This is a genomic window from Veillonellales bacterium (genome assembly GCA_039680175.1).
In the GTDB taxonomy this organism is placed as follows: domain Bacteria; phylum Bacillota; class Negativicutes; order JAAYSF01; family JAAYSF01; genus JBDKTO01.
Genome location: JBDKTO010000045.1, coordinates 1 through 20,521 on the forward strand (window position 1 = coordinate 1; position 20,521 = coordinate 20,521).

At 40.7% G+C, this 20,521-nt stretch carries 21 protein-coding genes and 1 pseudogene; 3 read left to right on the plus strand and 19 right to left on the minus strand.

Going from position 1 to position 20,521, the window contains the following annotated elements; translation table 11 throughout:
* Nucleotides 1-316 precede the first annotated feature (316 nt).
* The 9 genes from ABFC84_07050 to ABFC84_07090 form a co-directional block, all read right to left on the minus strand.
* Nucleotides 317-760, minus strand: a complete 444-nt coding sequence (locus tag ABFC84_07050) for a chemotaxis protein CheW (GenBank protein MEN6412505.1) — start codon at nucleotides 758-760, stop codon at nucleotides 317-319.
* 24 nt (nucleotides 761-784) lie between these two features.
* Entirely contained in the window at nucleotides 785-2,473 is a 1,689-nt protein-coding gene (locus ABFC84_07055) for a methyl-accepting chemotaxis protein (protein ID MEN6412506.1), read from the minus strand.
* 285 nt (nucleotides 2,474-2,758) lie between these two features.
* Nucleotides 2,759-3,343 carry an HD-GYP domain-containing protein gene (locus tag ABFC84_07060; protein ID MEN6412507.1) on the minus strand — a complete coding sequence of 195 codons (585 nt, stop codon included), beginning with the start codon at nucleotides 3,341-3,343 and terminating at the stop codon, nucleotides 2,759-2,761.
* A 519-nt stretch (nucleotides 3,344-3,862) separates the two neighbouring features.
* Entirely contained in the window at nucleotides 3,863-4,780 is a 918-nt protein-coding gene (locus tag ABFC84_07065) for a DMT family transporter (protein ID MEN6412508.1), read from the minus strand.
* Nucleotides 4,781-5,502: 722 nt separating this feature from the next.
* Nucleotides 5,503-5,661 (minus strand): aspartyl-phosphate phosphatase Spo0E family protein, encoded by a 159-nt coding sequence (locus ABFC84_07070; protein MEN6412509.1) that lies wholly within the window; start codon nucleotides 5,659-5,661, stop codon nucleotides 5,503-5,505.
* Nucleotides 5,662-5,992: 331 nt separating this feature from the next.
* Nucleotides 5,993-6,187, minus strand: a complete 195-nt coding sequence (locus tag ABFC84_07075; GenBank protein MEN6412510.1) for a hypothetical protein — start codon at nucleotides 6,185-6,187, stop codon at nucleotides 5,993-5,995.
* 334 nt (nucleotides 6,188-6,521) lie between these two features.
* Nucleotides 6,522-6,860 (minus strand): hypothetical protein, encoded by a 339-nt coding sequence (locus ABFC84_07080; protein MEN6412511.1) that lies wholly within the window; start codon nucleotides 6,858-6,860, stop codon nucleotides 6,522-6,524.
* Between the two features lie 125 nt (nucleotides 6,861-6,985).
* On the minus strand, nucleotides 6,986-8,839 hold the full coding sequence (locus tag ABFC84_07085; GenBank protein MEN6412512.1) for an ABC transporter ATP-binding protein: 1,854 nt from the start codon (nucleotides 8,837-8,839) through the stop codon (nucleotides 6,986-6,988).
* Between the two features lie 17 nt (nucleotides 8,840-8,856).
* Nucleotides 8,857-10,584 (minus strand): ABC transporter ATP-binding protein, encoded by a 1,728-nt coding sequence (locus tag ABFC84_07090; protein MEN6412513.1) that lies wholly within the window; start codon nucleotides 10,582-10,584, stop codon nucleotides 8,857-8,859.
* Nucleotides 10,585-10,675: 91 nt separating this feature from the next.
* Here ABFC84_07090 and ABFC84_07095 point away from each other — a divergent pair, with 91 nt between their 5' ends.
* Nucleotides 10,676-11,500: a MerR family transcriptional regulator gene (locus ABFC84_07095; protein ID MEN6412514.1), complete on the plus strand. Its 825-nt coding sequence runs from the start codon at nucleotides 10,676-10,678 to the stop codon at nucleotides 11,498-11,500.
* Nucleotides 11,501-11,517: 17 nt separating this feature from the next.
* Here the strand turns inward: ABFC84_07095 and ABFC84_07100 are convergent, their stop codons facing one another.
* Both ABFC84_07100 and ABFC84_07105 read right to left on the minus strand, forming a co-directional pair.
* Entirely contained in the window at nucleotides 11,518-11,643 is a 126-nt protein-coding gene (locus ABFC84_07100) for a hypothetical protein (GenBank protein MEN6412515.1), read from the minus strand.
* Between the two features lie 105 nt (nucleotides 11,644-11,748).
* Nucleotides 11,749-11,883 (minus strand): hypothetical protein, encoded by a 135-nt coding sequence (locus ABFC84_07105; protein ID MEN6412516.1) that lies wholly within the window; start codon nucleotides 11,881-11,883, stop codon nucleotides 11,749-11,751.
* A 402-nt stretch (nucleotides 11,884-12,285) separates the two neighbouring features.
* Here ABFC84_07105 and ABFC84_07110 point away from each other — a divergent pair.
* Nucleotides 12,286-13,308, plus strand: a pseudogene (locus tag ABFC84_07110) (recombinase family protein).
* 297 nt (nucleotides 13,309-13,605) lie between these two features.
* On the opposite strand, the gene ABFC84_07115 reads toward ABFC84_07110, so the two are convergent.
* The 4 genes from ABFC84_07115 to ABFC84_07130 all read right to left on the minus strand — a co-directional run bounded on the left by ABFC84_07115 (nucleotide 13,606) and on the right by ABFC84_07130 (nucleotide 17,300).
* Complete coding sequence (locus ABFC84_07115; protein ID MEN6412517.1) at nucleotides 13,606-14,832, minus strand: FAD-dependent oxidoreductase; 1,227 nt, start codon at nucleotides 14,830-14,832, stop codon at nucleotides 13,606-13,608.
* A gap of 107 nt (nucleotides 14,833-14,939) precedes the next feature.
* Complete coding sequence (locus ABFC84_07120; protein ID MEN6412518.1) at nucleotides 14,940-15,476, minus strand: nucleoside recognition domain-containing protein; 537 nt, start codon at nucleotides 15,474-15,476, stop codon at nucleotides 14,940-14,942.
* A 4-nt stretch (nucleotides 15,477-15,480) separates the two neighbouring features.
* The gene (locus ABFC84_07125; GenBank protein MEN6412519.1) at nucleotides 15,481-16,074 is read right to left on the minus strand and encodes a nucleoside recognition domain-containing protein; all 594 of its coding nucleotides are present in this window, start codon (nucleotides 16,072-16,074) and stop codon (nucleotides 15,481-15,483) included.
* A gap of 83 nt (nucleotides 16,075-16,157) precedes the next feature.
* Nucleotides 16,158-17,300 (minus strand): D-alanyl-D-alanine carboxypeptidase family protein, encoded by a 1,143-nt coding sequence (locus ABFC84_07130; protein MEN6412520.1) that lies wholly within the window; start codon nucleotides 17,298-17,300, stop codon nucleotides 16,158-16,160.
* 177 nt (nucleotides 17,301-17,477) lie between these two features.
* Between ABFC84_07130 and ABFC84_07135 the strand changes: the two genes are divergently transcribed.
* Nucleotides 17,478-17,666: a hypothetical protein gene (locus ABFC84_07135; protein MEN6412521.1), complete on the plus strand. Its 189-nt coding sequence runs from the start codon at nucleotides 17,478-17,480 to the stop codon at nucleotides 17,664-17,666.
* 427 nt (nucleotides 17,667-18,093) lie between these two features.
* Here ABFC84_07135 and ytfJ read toward each other — a convergent pair whose 3' ends face one another.
* The 4 genes from ytfJ to ABFC84_07155 form a co-directional block, all read right to left on the minus strand.
* Nucleotides 18,094-18,522 carry a GerW family sporulation protein gene (gene ytfJ, locus ABFC84_07140; protein MEN6412522.1) on the minus strand — a complete coding sequence of 143 codons (429 nt, stop codon included), beginning with the start codon at nucleotides 18,520-18,522 and terminating at the stop codon, nucleotides 18,094-18,096.
* Nucleotides 18,522-19,193 (minus strand): DUF2953 domain-containing protein, encoded by a 672-nt coding sequence (locus ABFC84_07145; protein ID MEN6412523.1) that lies wholly within the window; start codon nucleotides 19,191-19,193, stop codon nucleotides 18,522-18,524. Before ABFC84_07145 ends, ytfJ begins: the two co-directional genes overlap by 1 nt.
* Nucleotides 19,194-19,277: 84 nt before the next feature.
* The gene (gene scpB / locus ABFC84_07150) at nucleotides 19,278-19,802 is read right to left on the minus strand and encodes an SMC-Scp complex subunit ScpB (protein ID MEN6412524.1); all 525 of its coding nucleotides are present in this window, start codon (nucleotides 19,800-19,802) and stop codon (nucleotides 19,278-19,280) included.
* An 8-nt stretch (nucleotides 19,803-19,810) separates the two neighbouring features.
* The gene (locus ABFC84_07155; protein MEN6412525.1) at nucleotides 19,811-20,521 is read right to left on the minus strand and encodes a segregation/condensation protein A; all 711 of its coding nucleotides are present in this window, start codon (nucleotides 20,519-20,521) and stop codon (nucleotides 19,811-19,813) included.

Below are 20,521 nucleotides of genomic sequence, written 5' to 3' on the forward strand. Positions count from 1 at the left end.
CAAGTTGAATATTTAGACCCTCAAAAAGTAGAAATGAAATGGATAAATGAAAAACAAAAAACATCTAAAATGCTAGAGGAAACGGGCATACTGGACTTGATTAAGGAACAAAAAAAATAGATAAAATCACAAATTACCCCCTTACCCCCGCCACAGAAGAGATACCCGTAAAAAAATCCCGTCCGAAAATAAAGCAGGAGATCGTATAACCCCCGCCTGACACACGCCAGACGGGGGTTATTTTCGACACCTATCACAATATTATGGACTTTCTTTCTTGTATACGTTTATTTACCAATTACAGCCTTATAAATTTCTATGCCACATCTCTTATCATTTTCATTTCTTCTGAGTTAAACAGTTTATCCAAATCCAATATGATCAACAGCCTGTCCTCCCTTTTACCTATGGCTTTGATAAACTCATTGGAATCTGCGATCCTTTTAATTGATTCTATAGCGTTATCTTCAAGCCGTATTACTTCTGTGACCATGTCAACCACGATCCCCATTTCCTGGCCTGTCATTTCAACAATAAGAGCTTGTTTCTTAGAGGGATTTTCTAACTGCAGTTCAAACTTAGCAGCAAGATCGATTACTGGAATAATCTTGCCACGAAGGTTTATCATTCCTTCCATATACTCAGGCGTGTTGGGAAGTTTAGTAGCTCCGTTATACTTAATAATTTCCCTGACATGAGATATGGAAACGGCATATTCTTCAGTTGCCAGCTGAAACGCGACAAGTTGTTCAGTTGCCATGATATGCACCTACTCCTTTCACCATTATACTTGGAAATTGCTTACAGCGCTCTGAAGATTCTGGGCCATTTTCGCCAGGCTTTGGCTGGAAGCAGCAATTTCTTCCATAGATGCCGATTGCTCCTCCGTAGCCGCTGAGACTGTCTGTGATTCACCTGATGCCTTTTTGCTTAAATTGTCGATCCGTTTCACTGATTCTACAATCTGTTGGCTGCCCACTGCCATTTGCTCAATGGCGGTGGATATTTCTTGCACCTGGCCGGATACGTTTGTGACCAGAGTTGCAATCTCCCGGAAGGCTTGTCCGGCAGCATTGACGACTTCTGCTCCCAGTTTGACTTCCTTAGTCCCATCATTCATGGCAACTACCGCTTTGTCGGTGTTGCCCTGAATCTCACTAATCAGGGAAGCGATTTGCTTCGCCGCTTCCTGGGACTGCTCCGCCAATTTGCGCACTTCTTCCGCAACTACGGCAAAGCCGCGGCCCTGTTCTCCGGCCCTGGCTGCTTCGATGGCGGCATTCAATGCCAGGAGGTTGGTTTGGCCGGCAATACCGGAAATCGTATCGACAATCTGACCGATTTCCTTGGAACGTTCTCCCAATAGCGTTACTACTTCCGCTGAGGCAGTAACCGTTTGTTCGATGCTAGTCATTTGATTAACCGCTTCATCTACCGCTTTGTTCCCTTCGATTGCCTTATCGGCAGCCTGGGCCGATTGGCCGGCTACTTCATTTGTGTTGGCAGCAACTTGCTGAATACTGGCCGATAATTGTTCCACCACAGCGGAAGTATCATTGGATGCGGCTAACTGTTCTTCCGCGCCCTTTGCCACATCGGTAATGGAGGTGGCGATTTGGTTAGCCGCCTGAGCCGACTGCTCGGAACTGGCAGTCAATTCCTCACTTGATGCTGCTACCTGTTCGGCATTTTCCGTAACTTGTTTGATCAGCGTCTTAAGTTCCGTCACCATCGTATTGAAGGAGGATGCCAGTTTGCCGATTTCGTCCTGGCTGGTAACATTCACTTGCTCGGTCAAATCACCATTTGCCACTTTCTGTGACACTACGGCTAACTGATTGACTGGGCTAGCGATGCGGCGTGCGGCAAAAAAGCCAATGAGAATTCCCAGCACAGCCGAAAATACAGCGGCAAAAATGGATGCATTTCGGGCTTGACCAACATTATCCAAAGCCTGATTTAAGTCGTTGGTAATTTCTTTGTTTCGACGTTCTTGATATTCATCTACTTTATTGTTTAAAGCCGTAGCAGCTGGTACTAACTCGCTTACCATGACTTGAATTGCTTCCTCTTGTTTACCGGCTTGAACTAAGGGGATAAATTTTCGTTCAGCAATTTCCGAATATTTATCATCCAGAGTTTTCACCTCGGCAGACAATCGTTTCCCTTCCGCAGAATTTGATGCTTCAATTAATTTCTTTTCAATCTGACTATTCACATCAGCCTCTCTTTTGTAATCGTTGAGCATTTGCTGATCTTTGGTAATAAAATATCCCTGAATATTGGCTATTTCGTCACCAGCGTTGTTGTTGATCTGATTTGTCTGGAGCAGACGCGGCAACTCATTGCTGGAATTTGTAACTAATTTTTCTACATCATTTACTTTCCAGATGGTATATGCAAAGCCCAATGAGGTTACCAGCACAACTAACAAAAAATAAGCCACCATCTTCGTCGTCAAATTCATTTTCATGTTCTACCTGCCTCTGTATTTTGAGAAGCAGGTTCACCTCCCCTGTCTGTAAGATAATTATTAGTTTTTATAAGTGCTTTTGACTGCAAAATTAGCGATATCTACTCCTCCTTATTATTCCCTGCTCTCATAGACGATCATAATATTATGGGACACCTCCTAATTAGACCTTTCTTTTGTCATTCACAAGATATAAAGGACAAAATCTTTGTGAAGCCATAAGAACAACCAAAACATTTATAATGATTGAAGGTTTGATTTATCTAGATATTTATCTATAACACATCAAGTATATGTGCCGATTTTATCAATTAAAAAAGTATCGACCAACAAAGGATCGAAAGCAGTGCCTCTTCCGTCCCATATAACTTTTAATGCGTTCTCTTGCGACATTGCTATGCGATAACATCGATCTGAAGTAATTGCATCATATACATCTGAAATTGCTAATATTCGTGAAATTAATGGAATAGTTTCACCTGATTTTCTTGTAGGATAACCGGTGCCATTAAATTTTTCGTGATGATAAAGAACAGCGTTTGCTATATCTTTTAGCTGATCTAAATTATTTAAAATTTGATAACCATATTCCGAATGCTGTTTAATAATTTCATACTCAAATGTGCTTAGCTTCCCTGATTTGGTCAATATGTTTTTAGAAATTTTCATTTTCCCAATGTCATGAAGCAGAGCTGCCGTGGAGATATCGTTAATCATTTTCGGTGAAAGATTAAGCCTAGTTGCTAGTTCAACCGAAAGTTTTTTTACGTTGAGGGAATGAGTAGCTGTATAGGGATCATATTTAGAGATTAGCTCGAGAAAATAATTAATTATTTCAGGTTTTGTTTGAGAAGAAGATGCGATAAGCATATTAATACCTCAAGGCGTAATGTAACACAATTAGATTGTGTTACATTAGCAAGCAAAAAAATTCATTTTCGTTGAATTTTTACATGTTTAATAATAAATTTTATAAATTTTTTCTACAAAAATTGCGGTTTTAAAGGATACTTTTACAACTTATTACATTTTTTTATTTAATAGGAAGGAAAATAATATAAATAATCGTATATATATATATTGTCAAAATAATTCATAGTAACACAATCTAATTTTGTTACTATAAGGGTAGACTACACTATTGTTTTATCTACCTTAGAAACGCAAAAAAGCCCGGACGCAACTAAATGTATTCGGGCTAAACTTTTCTTAAACTGTATCGTTTTCTTTATCCTTTGTGATTCCATCCGGCAACTATCCGCTTATGAGGATACTCAAATTGTTTTAGCTAAAAACCTTATCCATGCGTTCTCTTAGTTTTTGTCCATAATCGGTAAAAATTGCTTTCATGTTTTATCTTTCTCTCCGGGATATAATTGAGTTTGGTAGCTAAGTTTTAGCAAAGGCTGTCTTACTTGCCTGAGTTTGTTGATGAGTCGTAATGTAAACGCCAATCATTATCCATAGTCCGCCAACTATCTCCTGCCAGCCCAAATGCTCGTGCAGTAATATAACTGCAAGCGACATTCCTGCCAAGGGGATGATATTCATAAAAATCGCTGCAATATTGGAACCCACAACAGAAACTCCGACGTTATACAAAATAAAGGCTATTATCCCGCTGCCAATAATCATATATAGCATTAAAAGCCATCCTTGGTAAGATAAATGAACAGGTGCTCCGGTTCCTTCATACAGGATTATAACTCCCATTAGTACCGTCCCGGTGAAGCCAGCCCAAGCCGTAGTGGCTAGCGGCGTCATGTCTTCCATTACCTTTTGTCCCAGCATGGAATAAAAAACCCAAGCAAATTGAGCAACTATAAATAGCAGATCACCTTGATTAAAAGTTAATCTTTGTATGTTATCCCAAGAACCATGGAAAATTAAACATAAGGTTCCAAAAAAAGAAATTGCTATTCCCAACCACTGCTGCTTTCGCATATGTTCATGAAAAAAAATTCCAGTTAACAAGGCTGTCATTGCCGGTGTTAAAGTGGCTATTAGCGTACAATTAATTGCTGTAGAATATTGTAAACCAGTAAACTGCAGACCATTATTTAGTACAATACCGGTAACTCCCATAAGGATTAATGGAAGGACATGCTGTTGAGATGGCCAGCAGTGTTTGCCTTCTCTCCAGAATATAATTGTAAGTAATATTGAGCTAATACCGACAAAGCGCACTAAAATCAGCATCTCTGGCGAAATTTCGTTAAGAATACTTTTTACTGCAATTGCATTACCGCCCCATAGTACTGCCGTTAGACATAGAAGGCAATAAACTTTTTTTATATTTAGTTGCACACTCGTTGACTCCTTACGAAACGGGATTAGTGAATTACATATATTAATTCGATGAATACTTTAGCATACCATCCCGGCGAACGCCAGGCAAAATATGTTAGCGGATGAATGAATAATAAAATCATCATAGTCATAATCATAGAATGGATAAGCACCTAGCAGATGTCCTAATCCTATCCCCAGTCCCAAACCACTCAAGCCCAAAGATGCCCGAAATAGGCAAAACCACCATGGAAGGCTTCATGAGATTGACGCCAACCAAACACTTCGGACAACCATATTGCATATTTTGCTTCCTCCTTTACGACAGTTTACTGCTTCTCTAGCTTTTCATGTATCACTGGCAGAATCTTATTAATTATATCCGTTGCCATCCCATTCAATATGTTATAATCTGCCTCAATCCAATATGATTTTAGCAATTTAATTAATTCTTCATGCTCTATCATAGTGGCTCACCCCCATAATTCTATATTAAAACAACGAGATAAAATAATATATAGGCCGTAAGTACCAAAAAATAGGCTATCGTAATGGAATTTTTATGTTTTTTAAGGAAGGCCTTTTCATATATCTTTTGAGAATAATTTATATGTAAGTACTAAGATGGTGCTATATGACTGAGAAACATAGTGAATGGCTACAAATCAATCAATCTGTCCTCAAACTCCCCGATCCAAACAGGCATAATAACGGAAAACAATAAGAAGGGCGAATGGGTTCTATGCCACTTTCCTTGTACCTAACTTGTGATATTTATTTAAAAGACTATCAAGTTTTTGACTTAATTTTATTACATCAGGATTACTCAATCCCTTATCCATTCCCATATTCACCATGGTTTTGCGCAATGTTTCTATATTCTCAAGCAATCTTTTCACTTTCGACACGCTCCATATAAAATTTCAAACATTTACCATTATAATTAATTTGCTTAAATAAATCAACCTGTCGAAGTGTGTTTGTAAAATGAAAAAGTTCGTCACCATGCGGCAACAAGCTTCATTTTTTTATAAACCATCGTCCAAATTCGTCGAACAAATATAATTTTTAATTTTTTCCCTGCGTTCGGTAGGTGTATCTGGTGCCCGGTTCCAACGGGTATTTTTATGCTAAACAAAAAAAACGGCAGCATCGCTACCGGAGAAGGTGGATATATGGAATTGAGGCTCGTGTACGGTTTAATAATAGCCGCTAAATTTTAAAAATAAATTATAAAATCGTTATATTTTTATCTTTTCTTAAGCAATATCCTCTTTTTCGTTCACTTATGGCCTGCCTGACTTCTTCAAATATTACTGGAATAACATGAGTAATTATATTGTCAGCCATTATATTTAATGTTTTATAATCAGCTTCAGGCCAATATGATTTTAGCACCTTTATTACCTCTACGCGATTGATCACCTGACAGCCCCTCAATCTTTAATGTTTTTATATTTTGATTATATGGAAAATTCTTTTATTACTTTTACCTTCTTATAATAAAATGTCTGAAATCTAATCACCTAATTTAGTAGCTGTTGTAGACAGATTCTATTCAAGTATTAATTTTTATTTCTAACTAACTATGTTAATTCCTGCAAAACATATAACTTTTTAAAATATTTTGTAAAATAGGCTCCTACCTGCTATGTGTACTTAAGGAAGAACTGTATTGGAAATTATGGGAACGAACCAGCCTGACAAAAAAAACCGCCCAACCAAAAGGATGAGCGGCTATATGTATTATCATCAGTATTTAATTACTTGCCGAACCAACTATCACACCAAGCAAGAAGGCTCCAATTTCATTCAGTACCGAATCATGACGTTTATTTTCCCTCTCTTGGCGCTCACGCCACTCTCTTACACTTTCATCATGTCTCCGCCGCATCTCCCAATCATGGCGTTTATTTTCTTCGCGCATTCTTTTATCATGTTCATGCTGCCGATAATTATCGTGATTATGATATTCTTCGCTATATTGTATTCTTTCAGGACCATGTGCAGGAGAGGCGGAAACTATTGAAGCACCAAACCCAATTTGCAGCATACCTACCATTGAATAGACAACTATTTTTTTTACAATATTTTTCATGGAGCATCCCTCCTCTATTTCATGTTTTTATTATAATTGGTAAATATGACAAGATTGTGACTGAACAGTCACAGCTTTAAAACAAAAGCCCATCACCATCACGGTAAGGGGCTAACCTAAGTCAATTATACTTCTGTTACCATCTTGCTCGCAAACTGGCTGTTGTAAAGATTCTCATAGAATCCCTTTTTATTTAGAAGCTCCTGATGTTTTCCCTGTTCTATGATTGTGCCATTCTGCATGACCAGAATCAAATTCGCATCGCGGATGGTGGACAACCGGTGTGCGATTACGAAGCTGGTCCGCCCCTGCATTAGCCGTTTCATCGCTTTTTGAATCTCCGCTTCGGTTCTTGTGTCGACGCTGGAGGTTGCTTCGTCCAAAATAAGAATAGACGGGTTCGCAAGGATAGCCCTTGCTATTGTCAGCAACTGTTTCTGCCCCTGAGATACATTTGAACCATCCTCATTTAAAATGGTTTGATATCCTTGCGGCAAAGTGCGGATAAAGTGATCTGCTCGGGCAGCCTTAGCCGCAAGAGTCACTTCGTCCATACTCGCGTCCGGCCGACTGTAGGAGATATTGTCCTGTATGCTCCCCTGAAAAATCCAGGTATCCTGTAGCACCATACCAAACATCTTCCGCAAAGTACCACGGCTGAATTCTTTAATATCCACATCGTCAATCGTAATTTTCCCGCTCTGAATTTCATAAAACCGCATCAGCAGATTGACCAGCGTGGTTTTTCCCGCACCTGTCGGGCCTACAATAGCAATCGTATCTCCTGAATTTAAATGGATATTGATATTATTCATCAAAACCGTGTCATCACGATAGCTGAATCTCACATGTTCGAACGCCACTTCTCCCTTGACGTTTTTCAGCTGCTTGCTGTTCTGAAGCTCCAGCACTTCTTCATCCTCATCCAGAAGTTCAAAAACGCGCTCTGCCGACGCAACAGCGGATCGCAGCATGTTCAGAATGTAAGATATCTGCGTCATCGGTTCGGAACACATGTCGACGTATTGAATAAATGCCTGAATACTGCCAAGCGTCATGGTTCCCTGCACCGCGAAAATACCTCCGATAACCGCGACCACGACATATCCTATTTTCCCGATAAACCGAATCAGCGGTTCTATGGAAAAAGCAGTAAATTGTGCCTTCCTATTTGCGTCACAAAGCTGCCGGTTTACATTTTGAAAGGCTGCCACCGATTTTGCTTCGGTGCTGAAGGCTTTTATTACCATCTGACCGGTAAAGGCTTCTTCTATGGTGCTGTTTAATTCGCCTAAATATTTTTGATTATCTGCAAAATGGCCCTCCACTCTGTGTGCTACTTTCGTTGTGATAAACATGGATAAAGTGAGTGTCACAACTGTAATCAGCGCAAGGAGAGGATGAATGGTCAGCATGATTATGATGGCAGCTACAATTGTAACTGCCGAAGAAATGAGCTGCATCATTCCTTGTTGAAGGCTGTCGGCTACTCTCTCCAGATCACTGGTGGCGCGGCTTAATATATCGCCTTTTTGGTGGGAATCGTAATATTTTAATGGCAAATGGTTGAGTTTTTGGCTCAGTTCTTTCCGCAAGCCTAAAGTAAGGTTTTGTGCCACCCCTGACATCAAATACTGCTGGAAGTATATAAATAATGAGATTAAGATATAAATGACAAGCAGGAAAATGACGGTTTTCCCGATTGTATTAATATCTACGCTGAATTTTACTCCGGTTATCAGGGACATCTTTATTCCCTTAGTCAGCTGATCGATCACTTGACCCATTACCAGAGGGGCCGCAAGGTTAAGCGCGGAACTGACCAATACGGTAATCAGAACCGCCAAGAATTTAATCTTCTGCATTACGAGGCATTTTAGCAAGCGTATGGAAGTTGTTTTCGCATTTTTTGCTCTGTCGATGGAATCGTCTATGCCGATATCATAGGTATCCATTTCCTGATTTGTATTTTCGCTCATAGTGGCCTCCTTTCCTGTTAAACCAAATCTTCTTCGCTGAGTTGTGATGCCGCAATTTGTCTATACACGTCACAGCTTTTCATCAAGTCCCCGTGTCTGCCCATGCCCGCTATTTTCCCGTCTTCCAATACGATGATCCGGTCGGCATCCATGATTGTACTGATGCGCTGTGCTACAATTAAGACTGTGGAGTTTCCGGTTTCCCACTTCAAGGCTCTTCTGAGCTTTGCGTCCGTACTGAAATCAAGGGCGGAAAAGCTGTCGTCAAAGATATAAAGCTCCGGTTTCCGAATCAAAGCGCGGGCGATTGCCAGACGCTGCTTCTGCCCGCCCGACAGATTGTCGCCTCCCTGCGTCACATGGGAATGATATCCTTGCTCCATTTCAGTAATAAAGTCATGTGCCTGCGCGACTTTTGCGGCATGTTCCACCTGTTCCTGTGTGGTGTTTTCCATGCCGTACTGGATGTTTTCTGCTATCGTCCCGCTGAAAAGGAAGGTTTTCTGAGGAACAAACCCTATTTTGTCTCGCAGTTCTTTCTGTGGCAAAGCCCGAATGTCGATACCGTTAAACATAATACTGCCGCTTTCGATTTCAAAGAAGCGGAGGATCAGGCTTGCTATCGTTGATTTTCCAGATCCGGTGCCTCCAATAATTGCGGTAACTTCCCCGAAATTCGATTCAAAGCTCAAATTGCAGAGTACCGGCTCTTCCGCATTCGGGTACCGGAACATAACGTTCTGGAATTCAAGATGCGCGTATTCTTTCTTTTTTGAATAAGGTACCGACATATCCGAAATTTCAGAAGTCATCGTGAGAATCTCATTAATTCGGTCGGCGCATGCCTGCGCGCGCGGAATGTACATAAACGTCATGGCACCCATAATCAAAAAAATCAAAATCAGAAAGCAGTACTCGACCATGGCCATAATATCACCAATTTGCACAGCAGCCTCAACAATCCTTACTCCCCCAAGCCATAAAATACCGATTATGCCACCATTGACGATCAGCACTGCAGTAGGCTCCAGAACGGCAATTAACTTATTAATTCTGATTGCATTGTCCGCATAATCGGAAGATGCCGCGTCAACTCTGTTTTTTTCATATTTTTCACGGTTAAAAGCACGGATTACACGCACGCCGATTACATTTTCCCGGAGAGTTCGGTTAATATTGTCCATTTTTATCTGAACCAATTTAAATAGAGAAATCACTTTTTTTCCTAACAAAGCGGCAATCAGCAAAAAGACGACCATGGTCGCTACAATAATCAGTGCAAGTACCTTATCTTTTGCAAAGGCGAGACATAGTCCTCCGATTGCCATAATGGGCGCGGGCAACAACATTAAAATAAACATAATCGCGGCATCTCCGATTAAGGTTATATCGCTGGTTGCCCTCGTAATCATGGAAGCCGTACCGATCTTGCTAAAATCATTAATTGAAAATGATTGCACCTTCACAAATACGGCTTCGCGAATGTCCCGAGCTAATCTTGCGGATAATTTTGCAGCTAAATGGTTGCTCCAAACCGTAGCTGCTCCGGTTAAAGCGGATATCAACAGCATGATGGCTCCCGTTTTTATGATATAAGGGATGTTTCCCTTCATTACTCCGTTGTTCACAATTTCAGCGGTGAGCGTTGGAATATATAAGATACCAAGCGTCAATAAAAATGTGAGCAATAGTACAGTAACAAGCGTAACTTTATAAGGTTTTAAAAAGTGGAACAGTTTTAACATAAAAATCTCCTTGCTTGAATTTGTTTATTGCGTCATCTATAATAAGGTATAACGTAACCGGATAGTCAAGAGTAAGGGGAAAGAATAATTTATGACGAAAAATATGAGTAACTTTTTTACAACAGGGGAATTTGCAAAACTTTGCAACGTTAATAAAAGAACCCTTTTTCACTATGATGACATCGGATTGTTTCAGCCTGCCATTACAGATAAAAATGGATACCGGTATTATTCGTACCGTCAATTTGACGTTTTCTTAATTATATCCATGTTGAAAGAGCTGGATGTTCCATTAAAAGAGATGAAAGAATACATTGACCAAAGGACGCCTGAGCGATTACTTACTCTTTCAAGCCAAAAAATCGCTGAAGTCGAACATAAAATTAAAAAGCTAAAGCAAATTAAGCATTTATTGAAAGAAACAATCGCTTTTACAAATAAAGGACTAAATGTCGATTTTAAAGAAATTACAGTTGCGGAACAGGCGGAAGAGCATCTTATCCGCAGCGAATTGCTCCGTGAGGAAAACATAAAAGATTATATCAAATGGATATTGGAATTCACCAATTTTGAAAGCAGGACTCTGTCGACAGACACATCATTTGTAGGTACCATGCTAAGCAGAGAAAACATTACAAGCGGCAATTACTTTAGTAACTCTTATTTTTTTGTAAAAACAACGAACGAAAACATTTCAAACGCGATAAAGCCAAAAGGCTTATATGCAGTTACTTATCATCGTGGATGTTATGAAACGATCGGTAAAACCTATGAGAGACTGACAAATTATTGCAGCAGAAGGCATTTGTGTTTGGGCGAGTACTCTTATGAGGAAAGTTTATTAGACAATATTGCATTACAAAATGAAAACGATTATATTACGCAAATTACAATTGAGGTAGCCCAGTCAAGATGAAACTTATGGGATAAAAATCAAAGCCGCATGGATATTTTTTTTGTCGTCATGCCTTTTACGCCGACCAGCAGCGCGGAATCTCTCCGGCCCAGCAGCTTGCAGACCAGCTTTTTGGTAGTTGTGCTGCCTATAAGTGCAGCCACCCCTGGTGGGGACTGCGTATTTTGCTGCCATGAAAATTCATCTCCCCATTTTGGAAATATCCTTTTGGTTTGCGCGAGGTTGTCCGCTTTAACGGTAGCCGGTAGTTAACCGGCTTTCACCTTTTTCTTCTCATTGAGGATTCGAATTGCGGCCTTAACTAGTATTTCGTAGGCTGCCGAAATACTGGCGGTATCCGGCGGATCACTGTATGTTACCTTAACCACCTTGAAATTTGACATTTCTCATCCCTCCCTATTGTCACTTCATAAACAATTTCTTTAGAGCATATGCAGTAATGGGTTGGACCGTTGCCTAGTTTTTTTGTTATAATTTACCTATATCAGAAAAACAGAATTTAAATCAGGAAATTCTTCCACAAAGAACGGCAATCTTTTAACCCAGCTATTCTTTTGACAGGGAGAAAAGAAGATGAATTGTATGTACCTTAGCCCCCGATTATTTGAAAAAAGTTTATGGTGAACTGATTTCAAAAATTGGACAGAGTAAAATTTATTTGATAAAGCCGTTATCAACGGCTGCTTGATTGTAGGATCCGAGGTAATGCTGTATGATTGAAATGCTTTGACTGGAGATCATTTAACCTAGCTTGATTAAATGCGGACGAAAGAAGGTATAAATTTATGGGTCTATTAGTAGCTGCATATCTTCGCGTAAGCACGGACGAGCAGGTGGAACAAGGTATTTCTATACCCGCACAAAAGACTCGCATTACAGCCTATCTACAGGCTCAGGGATGGGATTTGTTTGATTTTTATATTGATGACGGATTGAGTGGAAAAAATCTAGACCGCCCTGACATGCAACGGCTTATAAGGGATGCAGAATCTACCCGGTTTAACGCCGTGGTCGTTATTAAGCTGGATCGTCTTTCGCGCCGCCAGAAAGATGTTCTGTATCTTCTGGAAGATGTATTCGAGCCGAATGGGGTTGGCTTTAAGTCGGTTACAGAACCATTCGATACCACTACTCCCTTCGGTAAGGCCGCTATTGGTATGATGGCTGTTTTCGCACAATTAGAGCGAGAAACAATTGTGGAAAGGGTTATTATGGCAAAAAAAGAGGCCGCCAAACAAGGCCGTTTTATGGGTGGTCCTGCCCCATACGGCTATAATCATATGCGCGGCAGTAAAAGTGTCGATATCAATGACGTAGAAGCTCATACAGTACATTTTATTTTTGATGAATACCTTACCAGCGGTAAAGGATATCAGCATATTGCCGATTGTCTCAACGAACGCGGAATAAGCCCACCCGATACTGCTCTGGAATGGAGCCGAGGAACAATTAAGGCAATGCTTCATAATGCCTTTTACGCTGGATTCATTGAGTATAAAGGGAATTTAAACAAAGGAAAACACCCTGCCATCATTACCGAGCAGCAATTTTTTGACGCCCAAAAAATTCAAAGTGTAAGAAGTACCTATAATCCGGAAGCGAAAAGCGGCTTATTAACCGGTCTCTTGTATTGCGCAGAATGTGGAGCAAGAATGCGGTTTAAAAAAGTATGGCGCAATCCTCGCAATCATAAAGAAAAAGTTGCTTATTATGTCTGCTATTCTCAGGACGGAAGCTCTAAATCAATGATACGCGATGTCAACTGCAAATGCGGGTATAAGCGAGCGGTTGATTTAGATGCTGCCGTAGTGAAGGAATTACATCAATATAGTCATAATCCCCAATTGCTCAAAGGTGTTGCAAAAAAGTTACTGCAGCCCGAAAATAATAAATATGTCAACAAGGCTATTACACAGGCGCAAAAAGAACTTGATAATACTAAGCATAAATTAAATAAGTGGTATGATGCCTTTGAGCAGGATACTATCACTTCTACTGATTTAGTAGATCGGATTAAGGGGCTTCGTGAACGGAGAATTTTTCTTGAACAACAAATAGACGAATATCATAAAACGATACTGGCTGATAAAGCTCGTATTGCAGATTCAGAAGAAGTCATTTCTTCCCTTAAAAATTTTAGCCGCATTTGGAGTCAATGCACCGAACCTGAACAGAGAACGATGCTGATCCGGCTCATCAAGGCCATCTATGTAAGTGAAGATGATAAAATTCAGATTACCTTTGCCTAATATTGCATGTCGTTTCGTATAAAGCATTACAGCATTATTCCCAGCTAGCAAACCGGTAACCACCGCTTCGGTATGGCCGACGAGAATGGCCGACTTTTCACCACCACAGAATAAGTTATCAATTCCATCAATTTGCAATGTATTATTACACGGCGCAATACCTAAATACCGCATGGAATTGCCGATTCCACCGGCATATGGATCTTCATAGCGGGCCCGTTCCAGACCAGGAATAGTCCGCAGCTCATCCAAGGGGAAAAACGACGTCATTAATTTAGCATGACCAGTATCCAGCAGTACTAAATTAGCAGCATATTCAGGTACTGCATACTGAGAACAGGCCTTTTTCCCCAAACAGTCATTTCGCTGTAGATTTTTTGGCAGCGGTATGACGACTACGCCACTGCTTTCCAATTGATCACGGATTTCTTGGCTTAGAGAATCTTTATTCAGTTTACATGAACCGCTCATGGCACCAAAAGTGCCATCGACTTTTTGCCCCATAAATTCCTTTACCTCAGCCTTTGCCGCTACACTGATGCGAGGGCCAAAAGAAGGACAGCGCAGTACGCACATCGCACAGCCATTGCCATATGTAAGACAATTGCCCATCGGCCCGGCTGTTCCGGTCGTATCAACGAAAGCATCACCTTTTATTAAGTCACCGTTATCCAAAGTCAACGACTGCAAAATCTTCCCGGATTTCACTACATCAGATACCCGGCTTTTTAGGCAAATTTCAATTCCATAATTTTGTAATATCTTTTTTACCAGTGGCTCCATGGTAGTTACATCATAAAAAGAAGCGTGGCTATGACCAGGAAAGTTCACACCCTTATGTCGACTATTTGCATCCATCGCTACAAAAAGATCTCCTCCCCCCATCGCGATGGACTCTTCAGCAGCAGTAAAACGGCCATTATTGCGAAAAATTCCACCTACCAGTCCAGTTCCTAATAGCATATCGGTACGTTCCAGCAAAATAACATGTGCACCGGCTTTGGCCGCCGATAGTGCTGCCGCGCATCCTGACCATCCCCCGCCAACAACAACTACTTTAACCATGGACATCACTCCATTCACGTCTTCATTACACTTACAGTCTATTCTCCGGCAGAAGAAGTGTCACAATCTAAAAAAAAATGGAACTGGCAACATATGTCACCGTTCCAGATACCACTTTATTGTCTTTAAAGAAAAATTTTCTGACAAACATACACGGAACCCAAAAAGCCAATCAGATCACCCAATAACCCAACAAAGACGGAATACCTGGGGTTACGAATTCCTACTGCACCAAAATAAACTGTTAGAATATAAAAAGTAGTATCGGTGCTGCCTAACGCCGTTGATGCTATTCTTCCTGCTAATGAGTCCGGTCCATGCGTATTGAATATTTCAGTAGCTAATCCTAAAGAGCCGCTTCCTGATAAAGGCCGCATAATCGCCAAAGGAATTAAATCAGGGGGTACACCAACTCCTTGTAACAGCGGCGCAACTGCGGACACACATACATCCATCGCCCCTGAAACCCGAAAAATAGTAACAGCGACCATAATCGCAACTAAAAAAGGCATAATCCGTATCGCAGTCTGAAACCCTTCCGTCGCCCCTTCAATAAAGGCTTCATAAACTTTAACCCTTCTGATAATACCGATTAAGGGAATAATCAGCAGCAGCAAGGGAACTGCCCAGCCAGAGAGCTGCTTGCACACTTCACCGAACATCAGCCTAGCGCCTCCTTTGTACCGGATAAAACATCCGGCATAGGCGATCGACAACAATTACACTTAGTGTTGCTCCTAAACTGACCACCAATGTAGTACCGACAATCTCTGTAGGATTGACTGAGCCGGCGGCTGAACGCAACGCAATAATAGTTGCCGGCACCAAAGTAAACCCGGTGGTACACAACGCCAGGAAGGTACACATCGCATCCGAAGCAGTTTCTTTACTGTTATTTATTTTTTGTAATTCCTGCATGGCTTTGATGCCAAGGGGGGTGACCGCATTTCCCATTCCCAGCATATTGGCGCTTAAGGTCATAATGATAGCTCCCATAGCGGAATGATTTATTGGGACGCTGGGAAATAAAAAACGAATGAATGGACTCAAAAGCAGGGAAAAAAGACGAATCATTCCCGATGCTTCAGCAATTTTCATAATTCCTAACCAAAGGCACATAACGCCGACTAATTTTAATGAAAGATTTACCGCCTCTTCGGCAGCAGCTATGGAACTTTGAGTAATTAAATCCATTTTGCCGTGTAACCCTGCATAAATCACGCCGACAATCATCAAAAAAGCCCAAATAAAATTAATCATACGTCCATCACCCCCTGTATGAACGTATGAATTGAACACATGAACTAGAACAATATTGATTTGCTGTCGTAAATAATCATTTTTCAGGCAAAATTGCGAATAAAAAAGGTGAAAAAGCTCCAGGCGGAATGCCACAACAGGCCAAAAAATGACTTAAGTTCCACATCTTCTGCGGCAACCAAATCTACGGTAGCAACTTGGTTATTGTTATACATCACTTTCACTATACCGATTTTTTGACCGGCAGTAATTGGCGCATTCACTTTGGCTGGTGCCACAATTTCAGTCCGAAACTGTTCCTTATCGTCCTCCGATACGGGAACAGTAATCGTAGCATTCGTCGCCAGCTGGATCAAGCCGGATTTCCCATTTGTAACTGCAATTGTTTTTAATACATCGCCTTGATTAAACATAACCATCGGCTTTACTTGCGAGAAACCATAATCCAATAAGGCAATAGAATCATCCCACATATGCTCGCTGTCTAAAACCACTGTAACTAATTGAATCCCGTTGCGCTGTGCCCCGGAGACGAGGCAGCGGCCTGCTGATGCTGTATAGCCTGTTTTTAGGCCATTACTACCATCGTACAACCAAAGCATACGATTTTCATTATACAGTTCCCGGTCATGATCCTTGCCAGGCCAGGGAATAATTTTATATTTTGTACTTACTATCTGAGTAAACAACGGATTGCGATAGCCATATGCCGCAATTTTTGCTAAATCATGGGCCGTCGTATAATGATCCGGATCCGGCAGACCGCTGGAATTAGTAAAATTCGTATTGTTCGCCCCGATAGCATGAGCCTTCTCCGTCATCAGCTTTGCGAAATTATTTACCGATCCGGAAATATGTTCGGCAACCGCTACTGTTGCATCATTACCGGATATTAACATAATTCCATATAACATATCAAGCATTTTTAACTGCTCGCCCTGGCTTAACCATAAAGATGATCCTTCTGTGTTTGCCGCGTTGGCGCTGGCAGTGACCACATCATCAATATTACCGTGTTCAAGCGCAACAATTAGTGTCATTATTTTAGTTGTGCTGGCAGGATAATGCCTTTCTTCCGCATTTTTTGTATAAAGTATTTTCCCCGTTGACGCATCAATTACAATAGCCGCTTTGGCTTTTATGTCCGGTGGGGACGCTGCCGCAGCAAAAAAAGGCATAGTAATGATATAGATTAACACTATAAAACAGGCAATTAGTCGTAACATAAATAACTTATCCCTCTCCACCAGATTATATAAGAGTAACCGTTGCATCTCATTTTTAAGATTTAAAAAATCAAACTAATAATTATTATATCCATGTTTTCTCCGGACGTAAAGTACCTATACATGATTATTGCGCCAACAGGAGATACTACTACGTAGTTTAAGGGAGGTGAAATTATGGAAACAATTGATGCTAAGACAGCTTTGCGCTCAACATTAACCCAGAAACAAGAACTTGTTCGCGATTATCAGACCGTTGCCAGCCAAATCACTGATGCTGAAGTAGCCAAAATGTATAAACATTTTGCCGAAGCAGAAGCATTGCATGCAACTAAAATTAAAGCGGTATTAAATGAATTACACTAAATTAGTAAAATTAGTAAATTTATATGTTAAAATCTTTACTATATGTACGGATTTTTATGGCCGCAACAAATATATTAAATAGGCAGTCATTCTGTCTGCTCAAAAAAATTTTACTGGCTGACAATTTTTCAAAGAATGTCAGCCAATTTTTCGGGTAAAAAAAAGAGCCCGAAAGCTCTAAACTATTCGACATAAGGTGATACTTTTTTAATTCAAATAGGAAAATTCTAGTTAAAAGTAATAAATGATACTCTTCTCGCCAACCTTTGCAATAATAACTGCCGCGGTCATATACAATAAATAAAAATCCAATCTTTTCACATGATCACCTCAGCTATAGTGTAACACTTTTAAGAGAATGAATCATACAGGAAATATCTGGATTACAAACTTTCCTGTTTATGTTGTCGGTATTTTACACTGCTTGTCATTGAGTTTTTGCCGTTTCAGCAAGTTCATCAAGTTCATCTTCAGCGTGCTGCTGCTTACACATTTCTTGCAATTTGCTTAATGCTTGTGGTATTAAATCAAGAATCCGGTCATACACGGCGTTGCCTTCCACAGGCATAAACCGTACGCCATTTGTCGGTGAACAAACCAAAAATCCCACAGGCTTAACACTTACCCCGGCACCACTGCCGCCGCCAAAAGAATGTGCAACTTCCGCCTCCTGGATTTCTTGCGGCTCATAGTCGCCTCCCCCGGCAGCAAAGCCAAAGCTAACCCGTGAAATCGGCAATATAACTGTGCCATCTGTTGTTTCGACCGCATCGCCTACAATGGTATTAACATCCACCATATCTTTTATACTTTCCATGGCAGTTTTCATTAGCCCCTGAATCGGATGTTCCCCCATTAGCTGCACCCCTTTTCCTTTCTTTTGGGTAAAAATAAACAACTCATCGCCTTTATAACATTTCCCAAACGGATACTGAATATACATTGGAAGTCGATCTCAAGCTGTCGTCGGTCAAATACAGGAATAACCGTAACCACCGGTTTTTGCAAAAATTCGATGCGGCATTTCATGACTGTAATTAAAAATTTTTCCATCAGCCCCAACGCACCAACCATCATACCAGTTACAGCAGCATCTTCTGAGCCGAAAATTGTTTTCCAGCAAAGCCGTTCACAATGAAGAAAAGATAATATTTTATTAATAAACCGCTGGTATATACGGGTATAATGTCGCAGGAAACAAATTACCTCATCAAATTTTTTAGGATGAGTAAGATAAATTTTAAAAGCATTTAAAATAAATCTATTTTCCCGGTGAATTTGACTATTTTCTTCCTCATCCGCTACTTTTACTTTTGATTCCGGCCAAATGATCATACTTTCCTTAGTCAATTTAACGACCGGGACGACCATACGATACAGTGTCATATTATGAAATAGGCATACCGATATCATTATATTATCATCCTTATCCTGCAGCCGATACCGGATATCAATATAAATTACAAGCCGGGAAAGCAGATAGGTGAGTGTAAGATTCGCGGAAATAGCAATCAACCAGTTCTCCATATTTACCCCTGTGTTTCTGCGTTATACTAATCTCCCCTATTGTGAACCTAAAATGCTCCCCCTATACAAAGAAGGACAGCCCGATTAGGGCTGTCCTTCAAGGAATTTAGCTAACGGCGGTAAATCATTAAGACTTTTCAGGCCAAAGCAAAGTAAGAAATCATCTGTAGTTCCGTATAGAATGGGCCGGCCAATCGCCTCTTTGCGGCCAACTTCCTTTACCAAATGACGATCGACCAGCATCGCCAGTAATTTTTCAATTTTTACGCCGCGAATGTTTTCTATCTCCTGTTTAGTGACCGGCTGCTTAAAGGCAATAATAGCCAACGTTTCCATGGCGGCAGAAGAAAGCCGCGTTTCCTGAATATGAGCCAGCTTTTCCACCGTAGATGATAACTCTGGTTTTGTACATAGCTGATATCCACCGGCAATTTCAATAATAGTCAGTCCCCGGCAACTATCGGACATATCTTCCATAAGCTGAGCCAATAATAGTTGAACATGCTCTTCCTCAATCGAAAGTATCTGTGCGATTTTTCCGGCTGTCATGGGGTCCCCATGAGCGAATAACAAGGCTTCAATATGCCCCTTCAGGTGCGCATAAAACATTGGGCATACTACCTCCTCAACATAAGATAGATAGGAGCAAAACTCTTTTCCTGACGAATGTTCACCCGTGTCAGCCGCATCAACTCTAACAGCGCTAGAAAAGAAACAATCATTTCCGACCGCGTTCCCGCTCTGATGAAAACCCGGCTAAATTCAACCGAACCATCATTCTGCCGCAACAGATGAAGAATATCGTACATCTTATCCTGGACACTAAATTCATCATGATCCACCAACGCAGAGGAAGGCTCTTTGCTTTCCCATACAGCAGCAAAAGCTGCCAGCAAATCGTCTAGCTTTAATCCTTCCGGTAATAAAACCTGCTCAGCAAATATTTGTGGCAAACGAGAAAAATACCGTCGGTGATTTTTCGCCATTTCTTCCATTACGCCTGCCATTTGCTTAAATTTCCGATATTCCAGAAGCCTGTCGATCAATTCCTGCCGCGGGTCACCTGCTTCATCGTCCAAGGCTGCGTTCTCCACCGGGTTAGGCAGCAGTATCCTCGATTTTATCTGCAGCAAAGTTGCTGCCATGACTAAAAATTCGCTGGCAATATCGATATTGAATTCTTTCAGCGCTTGCAGATAATCTAAATATTGTTCGGTAATTTTAGCAATAGGTATATCATAAATATCTAATTCATCTTTTTCAATTAAATGCATCAGCAGATCCATGGGACCTTCAAAAATTTCCAGTTTCACCTTATACGCTGCCAT

Excerpts from the sequence above, each read along its gene's own strand:
- ABFC84_07050 (MEN6412505.1), bottom strand. The coding sequence starts at position 760 with ATGGCAACTGAACAACTTGTCGCGTTTCAGCTGGCAACTGAAGAATAT.
- ABFC84_07055 (MEN6412506.1), bottom strand. The coding sequence starts at position 2,473 with ATGAAAATGAATTTGACGACGAAGATGGTGGCTTATTTTTTGTTAGTT.
- ABFC84_07060 (MEN6412507.1), bottom strand. The coding sequence starts at position 3,343 with ATGCTTATCGCATCTTCTTCTCAAACAAAACCTGAAATAATTAATTAT.
- ABFC84_07080 (MEN6412511.1), bottom strand. The coding sequence starts at position 6,860 with ATGAAAAATATTGTAAAAAAAATAGTTGTCTATTCAATGGTAGGTATG.
- ABFC84_07085 (MEN6412512.1), bottom strand. The coding sequence starts at position 8,839 with ATGAGCGAAAATACAAATCAGGAAATGGATACCTATGATATCGGCATA.
- ABFC84_07090 (MEN6412513.1), bottom strand. The coding sequence starts at position 10,584 with ATGTTAAAACTGTTCCACTTTTTAAAACCTTATAAAGTTACGCTTGTT.
- ABFC84_07095 (MEN6412514.1), top strand. The coding sequence starts at position 10,676 with ATGACGAAAAATATGAGTAACTTTTTTACAACAGGGGAATTTGCAAAA.
- ABFC84_07105 (MEN6412516.1), bottom strand. The coding sequence starts at position 11,883 with ATGTCAAATTTCAAGGTGGTTAAGGTAACATACAGTGATCCGCCGGAT.
- ABFC84_07120 (MEN6412518.1), bottom strand. The coding sequence starts at position 15,476 with ATGTTCGGTGAAGTGTGCAAGCAGCTCTCTGGCTGGGCAGTTCCCTTG.
- ABFC84_07125 (MEN6412519.1), bottom strand. The coding sequence starts at position 16,074 with ATGATTAATTTTATTTGGGCTTTTTTGATGATTGTCGGCGTGATTTAT.
- ABFC84_07130 (MEN6412520.1), bottom strand. The coding sequence starts at position 17,300 with ATGTTACGACTAATTGCCTGTTTTATAGTGTTAATCTATATCATTACT.
- ABFC84_07135 (MEN6412521.1), top strand. The coding sequence starts at position 17,478 with ATGGAAACAATTGATGCTAAGACAGCTTTGCGCTCAACATTAACCCAG.
- ytfJ (MEN6412522.1), bottom strand. The coding sequence starts at position 18,522 with ATGGGGGAACATCCGATTCAGGGGCTAATGAAAACTGCCATGGAAAGT.
- ABFC84_07145 (MEN6412523.1), bottom strand. The coding sequence starts at position 19,193 with ATGGAGAACTGGTTGATTGCTATTTCCGCGAATCTTACACTCACCTAT.
- scpB (MEN6412524.1), bottom strand. The coding sequence starts at position 19,802 with ATGTTTTATGCGCACCTGAAGGGGCATATTGAAGCCTTGTTATTCGCT.
- ABFC84_07155 (MEN6412525.1), bottom strand. The coding sequence starts at position 20,521 with ATGGCAGCGTATAAGGTGAAACTGGAAATTTTTGAAGGTCCCATGGAT.